Annotated in this window: 18 protein-coding genes; 9 read left to right on the forward strand and 9 right to left on the reverse strand. The window is 64.4% G+C overall.

The window, feature by feature from the left end; all coding sequences use genetic code 11:
- Window positions 1–2 precede the first annotated feature (2 nt).
- Both CH289_RS04865 and CH289_RS04870 read right to left on the reverse strand, forming a co-directional pair.
- Window positions 3–1,139, reverse strand: coding sequence for a PrpF domain-containing protein (locus tag CH289_RS04865; protein ID WP_094727465.1), 1,137 nt, complete (start codon window positions 1,137–1,139; stop codon window positions 3–5).
- Window positions 1,140–1,247: 108 nt separating this feature from the next.
- Window positions 1,248–2,645, reverse strand: a complete 1,398-nt coding sequence (locus CH289_RS04870) for an SLC13 family permease (protein ID WP_019663767.1) — start codon at window positions 2,643–2,645, stop codon at window positions 1,248–1,250.
- 141 nt (window positions 2,646–2,786) lie between these two features.
- Between CH289_RS04870 and CH289_RS04875 the strand changes: the two genes are divergently transcribed.
- Window positions 2,787–3,719 carry a LysR family transcriptional regulator gene (locus CH289_RS04875; protein ID WP_094727466.1) on the forward strand — a complete coding sequence of 311 codons (933 nt, stop codon included), beginning with the start codon at window positions 2,787–2,789 and terminating at the stop codon, window positions 3,717–3,719.
- Window positions 3,720–3,779: 60 nt separating this feature from the next.
- Window positions 3,780–5,708 (forward strand): gamma-glutamyltransferase, encoded by a 1,929-nt coding sequence (ggt, locus tag CH289_RS04880; RefSeq protein ID WP_094727467.1) that lies wholly within the window; start codon window positions 3,780–3,782, stop codon window positions 5,706–5,708.
- 41 nt (window positions 5,709–5,749) lie between these two features.
- Here the strand turns inward: ggt and CH289_RS04885 are convergent, their stop codons facing one another.
- Complete coding sequence (locus CH289_RS04885; RefSeq protein ID WP_094727468.1) at window positions 5,750–6,172, reverse strand: phosphate acetyltransferase; 423 nt, start codon at window positions 6,170–6,172, stop codon at window positions 5,750–5,752.
- Between the two features lie 93 nt (window positions 6,173–6,265).
- On the opposite strand from CH289_RS04885, the gene CH289_RS04890 reads away from it, so the two are divergent.
- Both CH289_RS04890 and CH289_RS29000 read left to right on the forward strand, forming a co-directional pair.
- Window positions 6,266–7,231 carry a sugar phosphate isomerase/epimerase family protein gene (locus CH289_RS04890; protein WP_094727469.1) on the forward strand — a complete coding sequence of 322 codons (966 nt, stop codon included), beginning with the start codon at window positions 6,266–6,268 and terminating at the stop codon, window positions 7,229–7,231.
- Between the two features lie 143 nt (window positions 7,232–7,374).
- Window positions 7,375–7,743 (forward strand): LmrA/YxaF family transcription factor, encoded by a 369-nt coding sequence (locus CH289_RS29000; RefSeq protein WP_020111926.1) that lies wholly within the window; start codon window positions 7,375–7,377, stop codon window positions 7,741–7,743.
- Between the two features lie 8 nt (window positions 7,744–7,751).
- Here CH289_RS29000 and CH289_RS04900 read toward each other — a convergent pair whose 3' ends face one another.
- The 6 genes from CH289_RS04900 to CH289_RS04920 all read right to left on the reverse strand — a co-directional run bounded on the left by CH289_RS04900 (window position 7,752) and on the right by CH289_RS04920 (window position 10,941).
- A complete protein-coding gene (locus tag CH289_RS04900; protein ID WP_094727470.1) occupies window positions 7,752–8,168 on the reverse strand; it encodes an ATP-binding protein in 417 nt (138 codons plus the stop codon).
- Window positions 8,168–8,578, reverse strand: a complete 411-nt coding sequence (locus CH289_RS04905) for an STAS domain-containing protein (protein ID WP_033189191.1) — start codon at window positions 8,576–8,578, stop codon at window positions 8,168–8,170. The genes CH289_RS04900 and CH289_RS04905 overlap by 1 nt, the downstream gene beginning before the upstream one ends.
- Before the next feature lie 89 nt (window positions 8,579–8,667).
- Entirely contained in the window at window positions 8,668–9,117 is a 450-nt protein-coding gene (locus CH289_RS04910; RefSeq protein WP_052083145.1) for an STAS domain-containing protein, read from the reverse strand.
- Between the two features lie 158 nt (window positions 9,118–9,275).
- Window positions 9,276–10,076, reverse strand: a complete 801-nt coding sequence (locus CH289_RS04915; protein ID WP_256977035.1) for an ANTAR domain-containing response regulator — start codon at window positions 10,074–10,076, stop codon at window positions 9,276–9,278.
- 208 nt (window positions 10,077–10,284) lie between these two features.
- Window positions 10,285–10,422: a hypothetical protein gene (locus CH289_RS28170; protein WP_179276735.1), complete on the reverse strand. Its 138-nt coding sequence runs from the start codon at window positions 10,420–10,422 to the stop codon at window positions 10,285–10,287.
- Window positions 10,423–10,494: 72 nt separating this feature from the next.
- Window positions 10,495–10,941: an Hsp20/alpha crystallin family protein gene (locus tag CH289_RS04920; protein ID WP_170945172.1), complete on the reverse strand. Its 447-nt coding sequence runs from the start codon at window positions 10,939–10,941 to the stop codon at window positions 10,495–10,497.
- Between the two features lie 219 nt (window positions 10,942–11,160).
- Between CH289_RS04920 and CH289_RS04925 the strand changes: the two genes are divergently transcribed.
- The 5 genes from CH289_RS04925 (at window position 11,161) to CH289_RS04945 (ending at window position 15,106) form a co-directional block, all read left to right on the forward strand.
- The gene (locus CH289_RS04925; protein ID WP_256977036.1) at window positions 11,161–11,484 is read left to right on the forward strand and encodes a hypothetical protein; all 324 of its coding nucleotides are present in this window, start codon (window positions 11,161–11,163) and stop codon (window positions 11,482–11,484) included.
- 956 nt (window positions 11,485–12,440) lie between these two features.
- On the forward strand, window positions 12,441–12,926 hold the full coding sequence (locus CH289_RS04930; protein WP_094713247.1) for a FluC/FEX family fluoride channel: 486 nt from the start codon (window positions 12,441–12,443) through the stop codon (window positions 12,924–12,926).
- Entirely contained in the window at window positions 12,923–13,288 is a 366-nt protein-coding gene (gene crcB / locus CH289_RS04935; protein ID WP_094629004.1) for a fluoride efflux transporter CrcB, read from the forward strand. The genes CH289_RS04930 and crcB overlap by 4 nt, the downstream gene beginning before the upstream one ends.
- A gap of 10 nt (window positions 13,289–13,298) precedes the next feature.
- On the forward strand, window positions 13,299–13,859 hold the full coding sequence (locus CH289_RS04940) for a universal stress protein (RefSeq protein WP_094713246.1): 561 nt from the start codon (window positions 13,299–13,301) through the stop codon (window positions 13,857–13,859).
- A gap of 368 nt (window positions 13,860–14,227) precedes the next feature.
- On the forward strand, window positions 14,228–15,106 hold the full coding sequence (locus tag CH289_RS04945) for a phosphatase PAP2 family protein (RefSeq protein ID WP_094713245.1): 879 nt from the start codon (window positions 14,228–14,230) through the stop codon (window positions 15,104–15,106).
- The last annotated feature ends 16 nt before the right edge of the window (window positions 15,107–15,122 follow it).

Below are 15,122 nucleotides of genomic sequence, written 5' to 3' on the forward strand. Positions count from 1 at the left end.
GTTCAGCCACCGACCGAGGCCAGGATCGGCGACGGTACGGCCACGAACAGTTCGGCGGTGGCGATGCGGCGAACCGCCCGACGCAGCGTGACCGAGTGCAGCAGTCCGGCCGAGTCCAGGGCGATGTCGACGTCGAGAACCCCCGCGGCGGTGCCGATTCGGATGGAACCCGGCCATCCGATACGGGCATTGGTGGCGACCACCCCACCGGACACGGTGGCTGCGGCGGCAACGGCGACAGCGGACGTCAGACCGATGGCCGGATGGGGCGCCATCATCGACAGCATGCGGACGGAGATGTCGTAGTCGGCCGCGTCGACGTCGACACCGGCGGTCGTGCGGTAGTCCCGCGGCGGTCCGACGACCCCCACCTTGGGGATCGCGTGGGTGATCGGCTCGTCGGGCGCGCTGAGTCCCATGCGAAGCGCTGCTTGTCTACGCAGTGCTACGAGAACCGGCAGATGCAGGGCGAGAACGTCGTTGGGTTCGGACCCGCCGAGTCCCAGGTCCGAGGCGTCGAAGAGAGCCGCCGGGGCGCCCGCTCGAACGAGGGTGCCCCGGTACTCCTTTCCGTCCAGTTCGATCCTGTCGACGGCTTCACCCGCCGGCAGAAGCGAGACTCGATCGGCAGCAAGATCGGTGAAGGTCAGCCCGACGGGGACGCCGAGTGCGGTGGTGCCGGGCACTGCGGCGTCGCCCTCGGTGGGGACTCGGCCGCCGGGTGTCGCGATGTCCGCGGCGAGAATGGCACCGGTGTTCTCGTTGCGCATCCGGACGACGGTGACCGTGTTGCCTACGGGAACCAGTCCCGCCTGCACCGCGTAGAGACCGATCGCGGTGGCGCAGTTGCCGCAGTTGCTTCCCCATTCGACGGTTCGATTCTCGACGGCGACCTGCGCGAACAGGTAGTCGACGTCGATGCCGGGAGTGGCCGAGCGTCGCACGATCGCTGCTTTGGACGTTGTCGAGCTTCCCCCACCCACGCCGTCGAGTTGGCGGGGATCTCCCGACCCGAAGGCTGCGGTCAGGATCGCGTCCAGTCCCCCGGCGTCGGCGATGTAGGGGTCTATGTCCACGGCATTGAACAGCCAGCACTTGCTGGTGCCGCCGCGCATCCAGGTTCCTCGAAGAGTGAACATCCGGTGTGCCTTTCGATCATGTTCTGAAGCTTGATCCCAGCGTGCGTTCTCAGCGCGTCAAGGACAATTACGAAATATGTTCGCGAGGTTCAGGAGAACTTAACGCGATCACAGCATCTCCGGCACGACGACGAGGATCAGCCAGCACAGCGCAGGTGCGATGGCGACGACGATGCCTGCATTGAGGAGAAGCTGGCGGTAGAAACGCGGGCGCTCGATGTTCTGAGCGTTGGCCAGCACCAGTGCGCCGTTGGTGGAGAACGGGGAGACGTCGACGACGGTCGCCGAGATCGCGAGGGCAGCCACTACTCCGACGACGGGCAGCGCTCCGGTCCCGAGCAGCGGCATCGCGAGCGGGATGATCGCGGCCAGCAGCGCCGTCGACGACGCGAATGCCGAGGTGACGCCGATGACGTAACAGAGAACGATCGCGACGACGATCGGTGCGCCGATCGTGATTGCCATCTCGGCCAGGTGATCGATGGTGCCGACCTCTTCGAGGATCGAGATGTAGGTGACCATGCCTGCGACCAGCAGGACCGTCGACCAGCTTATGTCCGCGATCGCCTCGCTCTGCTTCTTCAAGTCGGTGAAGGCCAGGACGGCGCCCGCGCCGATCGCGATGAAGCTGATCGGCAGATGCAGGACCAGGACGAGAACGAGAAGCGCGCCGATGAGGAACAACGTCAGCTTCTGCACTGCCGTGACGGGCTCGGGCGCGCCGAGCACTGCGGTGCCGCCTGGCCTGGCGAGAACCTGCGTGGCCTGACGACCACCGCCGGCCGGGACTCCCGCACCCCCGTCGCCGCCGGTCCGGGGAGTCATGCGAGGTGAGCCGTCACGCGACCCGCTGGTGGGCTCGGGTTCGCTGGTGCCGGTGGCGGTGTACTCGAGACCGCGGACACGCGCCAACGTGGCGTAGCCGACGACGGTCAGGACCGAGAGCAGCAGGTTGATGCCGTAGCTGGCGAAGAAGAGGGTCCACGGGTTGATGGACAGCCCGTTGGATTCGACGATGTCGCGGACCAGCACACCCGACACGGAGATCGGTGAGAATGCGCCTGCGTGAGCGCCGTTGATGGCCATGATGCCCATGACCAGAGGGCTCATCCTGGTGCGAGCGGCGAATCCCATCGCGGCGGGCGTGATCAACGCGACGGCCGCCGGGCTGAACGTCCCCAACGCGGTGAGTACCGATGCGGCGAAGAAGAACACCCACGGCACCACCGTCACTCGGCCGTGAACGGCCCGGATACAGCTGTTCACCAGTAGGTCGATAGTGCCGTTCTTCTTCGCCATTCCGAAGAAGTAGGTGACGCCGACGATGGTAAGGACGATCGAACTCGGGAAGGCCGTGAGGATTTCCTTGTCGTCGTATCCGAGCGCGAAGTACCCGACGGCGAACGCGCCGATGAAGCCGAGGATTCCGATGTTGATCGGGAAGAAGGTTGCAATCACGAACATCGCGACCAGGGCGACGAGTGGCAGTAACTCGATGGAGGTCATGGGAGGTCTTTCGGTGGCTGGGTCGATCCTTGGTTACATTCAGCGCTTGAACGTTGTCCACGTCACATTATTGACCTCTGCCGTTCAGAACAATATCGTTCTGCTACCAACTCGTTTAGCTCAACTGAAAGCAGACCGGCCGTGCAGCATTCTTTCGACGTGGTGACTCTGTTCCTCCTGCTCGACATTGCCGAGGCGGGTTCGCTGACCGCAGGCGCCGAACGTGCGAACATGACCCCGTCCGCTGCGTCCCAACGCATCGCCAAGCTCGAACACAGCATCAAACAGCCGGTCCTGACACGGCTCCCCCGCGGCGTCCAGTTGACGGAAGCAGGAGAGATCCTCACGAGCAGGGCCCGACTGTTCCGCCGTGAGATGCGGGCGGCAAGCGGTGATCTCGAAGCAATCCGGGGATTGACGCGTGGATCGGTGAGACTCGGCTCGTTCCCCACCGTCAGCGCATCACTGCTCTCGGACGCACTGAAGGACTACCACGCACGATGGCCGGGGGTCGACGTCCGCGTCAGGTCGGCGGTACGCCCTCAGCTGCTGGACATGCTTCACTCCAGCGAAGTGGATCTGGCCCTGCTGTGGAGCTACGCATGGACGGAGGAAGCCGAGAGGTCGCTGTCGCTCGAATCGTTGATGGAGGACGAGACTCTCCTGCTCCGCCCGATCACCGACACTCACCCAGACAGGGAAGTTGCGCTGTCCGACCTCGAGAAGTCGAGGTGGATCATCCGTAGCAGCGACCACCCGGCCGCCGAAGTGCTGTTCCGCAGTTGCCGCGCAGCAGGATTCGAGCCGGAAGTGGTGTACGAGGCCCACGATTATCAGGAGATCGAAGCCATGGTCGCCGCCGGAGTCGGCATTGCAATGGTCCCCAGACTTGCAGTGGTACACCATCGCCCGGATGTACAGACCGTTCGCTTCCGCGCACAGGACAACGTTCCGACACGCGTCATCTACATCGCGTCGCTTGCCCGCCGCCAGTACACACCCGCGATGTACGCGATCTCCAGCGCCCTGCGGGGTGCCGCGGACCGCATCACAGGAGCCCCTGCAACGGCGTGAGCCGGCGCGATCACGCCTGAAGCGACGCGTCACCACCACACCGTGAGGTAGCGTCGGGCAATGGGTGTCTCGGAGTTCGGTGCGAAGAAACTGACCATTGCGGCCTGCGCTCTGGTGCTGATTCCCATCACCGCCTGCACCACGTCACAGGACGACGCCTCCGCGCCCGAGCCCTGCACGTTGCCCGCGTCGGACTCGGTGACGACGGTGGACGCGGCGCCGTCGGCCGGCGGTGACATCGGTACCAATCCGGAGATTGCCACCGGGTATCGCTCCGGGATGGAACCGGTCGACACCACCGACTTCGCTGTGTCGACGGCCAATCCGATCTCCACCGACGCTGCGTGCGAGGTGCTGGCGGACGGCGGAACCGCCGCCGATGCATTGATCGCCGCGCAGACCGTCCTCGGTCTGGTGGAACCACAATCGTCGGGAATCGGCGGAGGCGCGTTCCTCCTCTACTACGACGCGGCGTCGGGCGACATACAGGCGTACGACGGACGTGAGGTCGCACCCGCGGCAGCCACCGGTGACTACCTGCGGTACATCGACGACGTGAACAGGACGGTGCCCCAGCCCGACGCACGGTCCAGCGGCAGATCGATCGGCGTGCCGGGCGTCATGCGTATGCTCGAGCAAGCCCACGCCGACCACGGAAAGCAGGACTGGGCGGAGCTCTTCGATCCGGCAGTCGCGCTCGCGGACAACGGCTTCGAGATCAGCCCGCGAATGGCACAGTCCATTGCCGATTCCGCGCCGAAGCTCGCGCTCGACCCGTCGTCGAAAGAGTACTTCCTGAATCCGGACGCGTCCCCGAAGGCCGAGGGAACGGTACTGACCAATCCTGGGATGTCGAAGACGTTGTCCGCCATCGCATCAGGCGGCGCCGACGCCTTCTACACCGGCGACATCGCGCAAGCCATCGTCGACGCCACCGCGGACACCTCCGCCGGCCGGACACCGGGACTGCTGACCATGGAGGACCTGGCCGCCTACGAGCCGAAGACCAGAACCGCCGTCTGCACCGAATACCGAGACCACGACATCTGCGGAATGCCCGGTCCGTCGTCCGGCGGGATAGCCGTCGCGTCGACGATGGGGATTCTGTCCAACTTCGATCTCGGCCAGTACGCGCCCACCGACATGGATGCCGACGGCGGTGTCCCGACGGCCGAGGGCGTACATCTGATCTCCGAAGCGGAACGACTCGCCTACGCAGACCGCGACTTCTACGTCGCCGACCCGGATTTCGTGCCGCTGCCCGGCGGTTCACCCGACGCCCTCCTCGACCCCGAATACCTCTCGGGGCGTGCGGCTCTCATCGATCCTGCGCGCAGTATGGGCAAGGCCGAGCACGGCGACTTCGGCCCCGTGCAGTTCGCGTCGTCCACCGAGAAGGAACACGGAACCAGCCACATCTCCGTCGTCGACAGCTACGGAAACGCCGCGTCGATGACGACGACCGTCGAGTCCGCGTTCGGCTCGTTCCACATGGTCGACGGCTTCCTGCTGAACAATCAGCTGACGGACTTCTCCGCCGAGCCCGTGGCACCCGACGGCACTCCGTTGGCCAACCGAGTGGAACCGGGCAAGCGCCCACGCAGTTCCATGGCGCCGACGCTCGTCTTCGACAGGACTGACGACCGCAGCCGAGGCGACCTCGCCTTGGTCGCAGGTTCGCCCGGCGGATCCGTCATCATTCAGTTCGTCGTCAAGACACTTGTCGGCGTTCTCGATTGGGGAATGAACCCCCAGCAGGCCGTCTCGATGGTGGACTTCGGTGCGGCGAACTCCCCTGCCACCAACTACGGCGGTGAACACCCGAACGTCACCGGCCCCGACGACCCCGTCGTACGACAACTCGAGCAATGGGGACACCAGGTCTCCACGGCGGACCAATCCAGCGGCCTCAGCGCCCTCCAGCGCACCGACAACGGTTGGACCGGCGGCGCCGATCCTCGTCGAGAAGGCATCGTGCTGGGGAACTGATGGACTCCGACCGTTTCGGCCCAGATCGACGTTGGTCAGATCTATTTTTCGTCGAGACCCGTTGCTGCTGAAAGGTACTCACGTGCGTCCCGAAATGTTTGCGTCACGCCGCGTCCCGCGACGCCGCGGTACCGACTGATCTGATCGTCGTCGAGAAGATCGAGCACCGTGCTGGAATCGGTGTGCATCCATCCGCCGTCGCGGACCAGTTCGTGGGCACGTTTGCCCTGCAGGGCAGAAATGCCCTCGACCCGGATTCCATTCGGGTCGGTCGACGCCGCGATGTAATAGGCCTTCTTGCCGGGGTAACCGGCCTTGACCTTCGCACGCAACCGCAGGACCGCGTCGACCGCGTCGTCGATGGCAGACGACTGCTCGTCGGAACCCGGGTCGGCAGCAGCGACTCGCACAATCTCCGCATCCAGTCCAGCAAGCAACGTGGCCAGGTATTCGAGATCACTCATCCCCTCATGATGCCCTACGACGAACGGACTATGTCTTTACAAACCGATCTAGCACGTTCTAGTGTTGGCTGACCACCACACCAGGAGACTGACATGCAGATCGGACTGATCACGGATTCGCTGAGCCATCTTCCGTTCGAGGAAGCGCTCGACATCGCCGCCGAGGCCGGTCTGTCGTCAGTGGAGATCGCTACCGGCAACTGGTCGACTGCGCCGCACGCGAACCTGTCCGAACTCGTGGAATCCGAAGCGGCCCGCGCGAAACTGACCGACGCAGTCCAAGCGCGACATCTCACGATCAGCGCGCTCAACGCGAACGGCAATCAACTCCACCCCGTCACGGGACCTGCCCACGACGACGTCGTCCGCCGCACCATCGAGGCCGCCGGGTTGCTCGGGGTGCCCACCGTCGTTCTGATGTCCGGACTACCCGGTGGGCCCGGCGACTCGTCGGCCAACTGGATCACCACCTCGTGGCCTCCCGAAAACCTCGCGATTCTCGAGTACCAATGGAACGAGATCGCGCTTCCCTACTGGGATTCATTGGCACGCTTCGCGAAAGACCACGGCGTGCGGCTTGCAGTCGAAATGTGCGGCTCGCAACTCGTCTACAACGTCTCGACGATGAAACGACTCGCCGACGCAACCGAACCGACCGTCGTCGGGGCGAACCTCGATCCATCGCACCTGATGTGGATGGGCGCAGACAACCCGTCGGTCATTCGCAGCCTGGGCAGCCGCATCTTTCATGTGCACGCCAAGGACGTACGGATCAACCGACACAATGCAGCGCACAACGGTGTGCTCGACACCGTCGACGTCACCGATCCGCATGCGCGAGCCTGGAATTACGTCACACTCGGACTCGGGCACCCCGAAGGCGCGACGTTCTGGGCGGACTTCGTCTACACACTGCGTTCCGTAGGGTACGACGGCACGCTGAACATCGAGCACGAGGACGCACTGGTCAACGCTGCGGAAGGTGTTCAGAAGGCCACTCGCCTACTGCAGCAGGTAATTCTCGAACACGCACCCGACTGGCAACCCGCACAGATCTGAGCGGCGCTGACTTACCGGTTGAGCGCGCGAGTTACCGAGAACGGGTCGAAGTCACTGCCCCACCACGGTAGCGTTGCTGTCGAGACGACTTCTCCGGACCGTATCTCGGCGACCAGATCTCGCCCGACGATGGTCCCGGCGGCGTGTACGCCACGGAGCATCGACCCGAGAAGCACAGATCGCCGCCGCAGCCGCGCACTCCACCCCACGCGAGGGCCTGGCTTCATTCATCGCGCAGTGTCAGAACGTGGTGTCCGGCAGCGAATTCACCGCAGGCTGCCCATCGGGCAGCCGCAGTCTCTCGCGCCACCACTCCCGCGGTCGCAACATCGCTGGTCGAGCACGGCATCGAGCAATCCACCGCAGAATCCCTCGCGAACACGATCTTGGCAGCAATCGAAGGCGCCGTGATGGATGTGCGTGGCACAGCGCTCGACGATGTCGAGCAGCACCTGACCGTGCTGCTCGATCACCACCTCACCCAGGCAGACCCCCGCCGACAGCGGGCCTGATCAGCTTTTCAGTCGAGCGCCCACGTCATCGATACGACGGTTCCCACTGCGGAGTGGTCGAGGTCGAGGTGATCGCTGACGGCTGCGGCCAGATCGAGTCCGTGGCGGCGGTGGGGCGTGGGATCAGGAGGTTTCCAGATCCCGGCGTCGGCGACGGTGATCGTGATGGTCGAAGGCTCACGGACGGCAGTCAGCGTCATGATTCCGGGTTCGTTGGAGGTGGTGTACGCGTGCTCGACGACGTTGGCGAGGGCTTCGTAGGTGGCGAGCTCGACGGCGTCGACGAGGTCCTCGGTGACGTCGAACGATGCAGCCCAACGTCGTACGCGTCGACGCAGCATCGTCGCAGACGACGGGTCGGCGTGGCCATGGTGTGTCCACCGAGCGGGGTCGACGGCGCGGTGATCGGCGTTGCGTTCTGTCATCAGGTCGCGTCGCTGTCCTGGCCGCTCACGTGCGCGATCGCGGAAGCGAGATCAGGGAAGGCCTGCATGAAGCGATCTATCCCGCTGAGCTCGATCGGACGCAGCACGACCGGCCGCGTCGCAACCAGCGCCATCACCGCCCCTTGCGGCAGATGCTCGGATGTCTTGACCAGGGTCGTGATGGCGCTGGAGGACAGGAAAGCAGCGTCGGTGAGGTCGACGACCAGACCACCCTCGGCCTCGGCAGCAGCGGCGAATGCGGCTGTGGCCAGATCCGGCACGACAGACATGTCCAGTTCGCCGTCCACAGTCAGCACCCGAGTCCGCCCCGTCGAGGTGAGTACAGCGCGAAACGGTGACGGATCCGCGTCGTCGGTCACCACGAGTGCACATTCTTCTGCGATGTCCACAGCATCATGACCGTCTCAGTACCCGTCGTCCATGCGGCCAACCCTCACGCGCCTACGCGCCCTGGCCCCCATCGCGAACCCTCGTGTCGTCAGGCATGTCGATCGGAGTTCTCTCGGAGAAGATGTTCGGCGCCGAGAGCGGTGAAGATTCTGCACGCGACGCGGTTCGCGCCGACCACCTGCATCTGCTGCTCGAATGCTTCGGAGGCATCGACGGCGTCGATGATCGACCTCGCCGCACCCGAGTACAGAAACGTCACAGCCGAGAGATCGACATCGACCTTCGATCCGGTGCGTATCGCTCGGTCGAGGACTGCGGCAATGTCGGTACGGGACTCCATCTCGAACTCCCCCGCCAGTCGCACCACCCTGCGGTCGGCGGATACGGCTTCCACATCGATGTCGTACCGGGCCGCCGCATCGGCAACCACGCTCGGCGGCGCGTTCGTATCGGTCCACGAGAAGGAGGAGTCGGGCATGGCGGTGGTCATCGTGTCCTCTCCCGGGTGCTCGCGCCGTGACGGACTCGTGACCGTCACTCCTGCGTCACCTCGTTGACTGTGCAATTAGTTTTCCAGTGTTGGATATCGAAGACTCGACCGATCTATCTCGAATTGATAACCAGGAAATAACATCGCGATAACGGCTCTTCGGGGATCGATCGCGGTAGCTCGCCGGCCGAGACGGAGCGCGTCGGTCACGTCGGAGTATCGGTCACCGTTGTACTGACCTCGCTGACGGCGGCGACGAATTCGACGGCGATCGAACGAAGACGGCGATTGGTGTTCTGAGACCGAGTGGACAGGATGTCGAAAGCCTGGCCGGGTCCGATGCGATGCAGAGCCATCAGGATCCCTTTCGCCTGCTCTATCGGGGCCCGATGTTCCATAGCGGTACGCAGGCCGTCCACGGTGTCCTGGGCGGCGCCGATCCGCGCGAAGTCGCCGACGGCGGATCCGATCGCGGCGGTCAATGCCGCCAGCAGGGATCGATCGATATCGTCGAAAGCATGCGCGGTGCGGCTGTAGAGGTTGACGGCACCGAACGTCACCTGCGCCGACGAGATGGGTTCGGCAACAATCGAATGCACACCTGCAGCGCGGGCGGTCGGCCCGAATTCCGGCCATCGCTCGTCGATCACATCGCAATCCGCAACCACCGTTTCCGGCGTGCGAGCAGCGGTCAGGCACGGCCCGGAATCGAGGTCGTACTGCTCGAGGTCGATAGCCATCGTCGAGTCGTCGGTCGAGCACGCTGTGAAGCTTCGGCCGTCGACGTCGATGGTGACACTGGCGTGGTCGACGTCCCCGATGTGCTCGCACGCTGCTGCGACGAGCCGGTCGAGGGTTTCGAGGACATGGTCGTCGTCGCGGATGGAGTCACCGATCGAAGCGACCACCGCCCCGAAGCGAGCGGCAGCCGCGCGAGTTGCGTCATCGGCGGCAGCGAGGCTCTCGCCCTCCGCCGTACTGGCATCAGTGACCACAGAATCCTTCACCAACAGATTCGACCACACGATCATCCGGAACCGGAATCGAATGCGCCGCCGATGCTCGACTTACCGCAGGGGGGGCCAGGTTTGGGTACGCGGCAGTCGTGGCATCCGAGCTGCCGGTACCCCGCTACACGGACGTACCGCGGCGCGGGGCGCTGTCAAGAAACCGGCAGCGCCCCGCGCCACCCCCACACAGGCACTTCCGCCTGATCTACGCCGCCCCGACAACCTCGAAGCGAGCGGTCGGTGGATACGCATCATCGTCGAACGGGACTTCGATACGCTGCTCGACGAAATCTGCTGGCGCACACTCGCAGGCTCCATCGGGCCACATCACCGGATCGATCATTTGTTCATCACCCTGTTCTTTCGTGGACGTGAAGCGCCACAACGGATATCGACACCAGACTGACCGCGGCGGTCAGGTCGACTGCGTCTCGATCGACCGTTGACCGTCGGAGGTGCCGGCGCTGATCTGGACCTTCCGCGGTCTGGCGCGCTCGGCCAGCGGGATCGTCACCGACAAGACCCCGTTGTCATAGGACGCGGAAATGCGCTCGGAGTCGACGCCGTCACCCAGCGCGAGCTGGCGACGATACGTGCCGGCGAAACGTTCCGAGGAAATCCACTGCACCCCATCGGTATCGGGTGCAGTGCGATGCGCCGTCAGCGTGAGGGTTCCGCGGTCGACATCCACATCGATCGACCCCGGATCCACCCCGGGAAGATCCGCCGACAGAACGTAGTGATCGTCGAGTTTGTACAGGTCCATCGGCATGAACCGTGGCGCACGATCGGAACCGCTCGACGTCCCCAGCATGGCCGAGGTAATGGAATCGAGGTCACGGAACGGATCGAAGCGAAGCACAGCAACCACCTCCATAAACTCCCAGATGCACCCACCCCTGTAGCGGGCTGCTCTTGACTGTGCGATACAGAAATTAGCACTCTCGCCGCTTGAGTGCCAAGATGGTTGTGCACAATTTTTCGAAAAATTTTCGGGGCAGGTGCCGTCTCACGAGGACGGCCGATGATGCTGCGCGAGAACCGTATCGGGCAGCATGCGACACATGAAGGAGCACACGCAATGACGTTGACGGCCGACAGGAACAATGCCGAGGGAACCGCCGGCGGACCGGAGGATCGGCGGTGGTGGAACCGGCGGGCATTCGACCGCCGCGAGAACACCGACTCAGCGCTGATGATCGGCGCACTGTCCATCGTGTGCTTCTGGACCCCAGGTTTCGGAGTCGCGCTCGGCATCCTCGCTCTCGGCGCCGCGCTCTGGGCCGACCGCAGCCCGATCCTCTCGGGACCTCCCGCATCACGCACCGATGCGGCCCTCGCCTACGGCGCCGGCGCCCTCGGCATCATCCTGGGAATCGGATTCCTGACGATGGTTCTCTGGTAGTCATCGGCACGCAGAATTTCCTACTGACCCCAGTGCACACGACCACCGGCAATCAGCGGAATCCTGCGGATACGCATCGATACCGTGCACTGGGGTCACCTGCAGAGGGGGCCGACGCACCTCGCAACGACGAAGGCCCCGACCACGTGACGTGGTCGGGGCCTTCATGCGCGGAGCCCCCTAACGGGATTGAACCGTTGACCGCTCGCTTACAAGTATGTTGCGAGGCAACCAGATACGTCCGTATGGAACCACCACAGATACTCTGACCTGCGTCAATCGTCCAAGCAGCACCACCCGAATCCACCGTCGTAAGTCCCGACATGTGACACGCTCGTGACACCGAAGAGCAAGGCATCAGCGGTATGTTGAGTGTGCTTGTGCGCCAGACGTTCTATGCGTTCGATTCGAAGTATCCCGATTCACTCTCGACCTACTGCAGTGGGGTTAAATTGTGTGGCGTCAGTTCATGTTCGAGTGTGGTCTAGTCGACTGCGTGTCGATGCGGCGTGGCAATGAACCTCGGTTCCGAGCCTGGTGCCCGCTCTGAGTTCGACGACAATGCTGTGTTCGGCGAAATGTTCAGCGACTTGGTGACGCCGTGTGCCACGTACCCGTGTTGAGAAGATCGCGGTGGTCGGCGGATCGGGCATACCGGGCTTGATACGCGAACACCGGTGTCCGATCCGACCCGTTGCACTGCCGGTGCCGTCGTGGCCGGTGGTCGAGCTCAACAACCGGGTTTCGGCTGTTGAGCTGCAGCGCTGGCACATAGACACCTCGGCCTGCTGACCGAGAATCTCGAACGTACACCGGATCTGCTTGGGTCGATCCCTGGTCAGGCTATAGTGGTGTCCGGCGATGGATCTCCGCCGAGACCGCCCCGTAGGGGGTTGTCTGAACCGCCCCAACCCTGGGGCTGATGGCTCCTTTCCCTGAGTGGAAGGAGTCTGTCCATGAACGGCCATCACGACCCGAATCCGACCCTACCGGTCGATCCCGACACTGCGCCCCCAAGCCCGCTGCATGCGCGACCGTCCGCGATCGCCGCAGTCGGTGCCGGTGGATTGATTGGGGCACCACTGCGATACCAGCTCGGACTGTGGTTTCCGACTGCCGCAGGTGGCTGGCCGGTGACGACCTTCGCCATCAACATCGTTGGCGCATTCCTACTCGGTTTATTGCTGGAGGGATTGGCTCGCCTGGGCCCGGACATTCGGCGGCGGCAACGAGTCCGGCTGTTGGTGGGCACCGGGATGCTCGGTTCGTTCACCACCTACAGCACACTGGCCGTCGATACCGATCTGTTTCTGCGCAGCCATCAGTGGTGGGCCGCCGGCAGCTACGCTGCCGGCACCGTACTGGTGGGTCTGGTCGCCACCACCGCCGGAATCGCGATCGCCGCTCGACTGCGGACACGGCCCGCGGAGGCAACACAATGACGACACTCTGGATCGCCTGCGCGGGCAGTGCAGGAGCCATCGCCCGCTTCGTGCTCGACGGAGCGACCAAACACCGGCGGTCCTCGGAATTCCCCTGGGCGACAGCGATCATCAACGTGACCGGATCACTGCTCCTCGGATTCGTCACCGGACTGATCCTTTTCCACGGACTACCCCAGGAACTTCAGCTGATCGTGGGCATCGGGTTCTGCGGCGGGTACACCACCTTCAGCACCGCCAGTTTCGAGACGGTGCGGCTGATCCAACGTCAGAAGTACATCGCTGGCGTGTTGAACGCGGTCGGCACCCTGCTGGTGACTGTCGTCGCCGGCGGTGCCGGTCTCGTCGCCGCTTCCGTATGAGGAGAAAACAATGACCGAGGACGATCCCAGCCACGCCTCCTGCGACGACCTAGGGGACTGGCGCGCTCCGTTACAGGTGGACGGCCCTGCCGCCTCGGTAGAACCGGAGTGCCACCTGGTCGTGGGGTTCGACCGGCACCCAGCAAGCCACGCTGCCTTGACCTACGCGATGGACCTTGCCGGTCGACTGAACGCGTTCCTGCATGTAGCGCACATCGTCGACACCGATGACCTGCCGATCGACCCGGACAGTGCCGACTGGGAGCAATGTATAGGCGATGTCGTCGAACAAGAACGCCGCGAGGCATGCGCGATACTGGCCGCCATCCCCGGGAACTGGGCGTTCTACTCGAGGCGGGGCGACCCGGCTCGACTGTTGACCACGATCGCCGACGCCAACGACGCCCTGATGATCATCATCGGTACCACCCGCGGCGGGATGATGTCACTGGTGGAGAGGGCCGTCGGCGAATCTGTGTCCGCGACACTGGCCCGCCACGCCCACCGCCCGGTCCTCCTCGTCCCCGCTACCGATAGGCAGCATAGTGACGCAGCCCAAACACGCCGATGACCCATCCGCCGCGCCGGGTTCCCGCCGCGCGCTTCCAGAAAGAAATCCACCGAACCGCCGCGACCATCGATGGGGGGCGTGTCGGTTCGTTGTCGCGTTCGGGACGGTCAGCATGCTCGCGGACTTCGTCTACGAAGGTGCCCGCTCGATCACCGGCCCCCTCGCCTCGCGGGGGGGCTACCGCCGTCGTCGTCGGGGTGTGGTCACCGGATTCGACGCGGCCGCAGCGCTGATGGTGCGCTCGGTCTCCGGCCCGGTGGCATACACCGACCCGCCGCTTCTGGGCGTCGACGTATCCGGTTACGCCCACCCCGTCATCACCGTGCCCTTCTTCTGGATCGCCGGCGCACTGGCGCGTCTGCGTTCTCGTGATCGACGAACGGAGCGGCAAAGTCATCCGTTCCCTAGCCGAAAACCGATCTGCTCTACGACATTCGATTCCCGCGTCGATCACCGTCGTTGCCGCAATCCAGGTCATCGCAGTGGCCGCCCTACTCGCCACCGGTCGTCGCCGCACCTGGCACCCCACCGTCCATCCCACGCAACCCAACCAAGGAAAGTCACCTATGTTTCCTGCTCGTCCGTGGATTCGGCCGTTTGCCGCCGCTCTGCTCGCATTTGCCGCACCGCTCGCCGTCGGCACTCTCGCCGCCACCACTGCCGTGACAGAGGCGGGTCTGCGGTTCCACGACCGTATCGCCCTTCATCGCGCCGGCTGGGCCACTGCGCTCGCCGAATTTGTCACGGACTGCGCACAACCGGTCGTTGGAATCGTGGTGGCGATCGGTATCGCCGCATGGCTCACGTGGAGAAGCCGACGGGTCGACGCGGCATGGGCCCTGGCAGTGATGGCATCTACCCTCGTCGTGTCGACAATCGAGAAATACAGCATCCGCGAACCCCGTCCCCCGCAACGGTTCTGGCTGATGCCCCCCGACACCGTGTGGTCGTTCCCGTCTGGACATACAGCGGTGGCTGCGGCCATGATCGGGCTTGTGGCCCTGCTCACCGCTCGGGCGCACGTAATTGTCCGGCGGTTGGCCCGCACGACATCAGTGCTGTTCGCGCTCGCCGTCGCTGCCTCCCGGCTGTACCTCGGCGTACATTTCCCGCTCGACGTCGCCGCGAGCTTTCTTGCCGCCAGCACTGCGCTCCTCGCACTGTGGACCATGTGGTCGATCCCTCCGGTCCGACACTGGGTCAATATCCGGCTCGGACCGACCCCTCAGGCAGCCTCACCCGACTGATCGCGGGTCCACTCCG

Origin of the sequence: Rhodococcus sp. RS1C4 (genome assembly GCF_002258225.1) — a bacterium.
In the GTDB taxonomy this organism is placed as follows: domain Bacteria; phylum Actinomycetota; class Actinomycetes; order Mycobacteriales; family Mycobacteriaceae; genus Rhodococcoides; species Rhodococcoides fascians_E.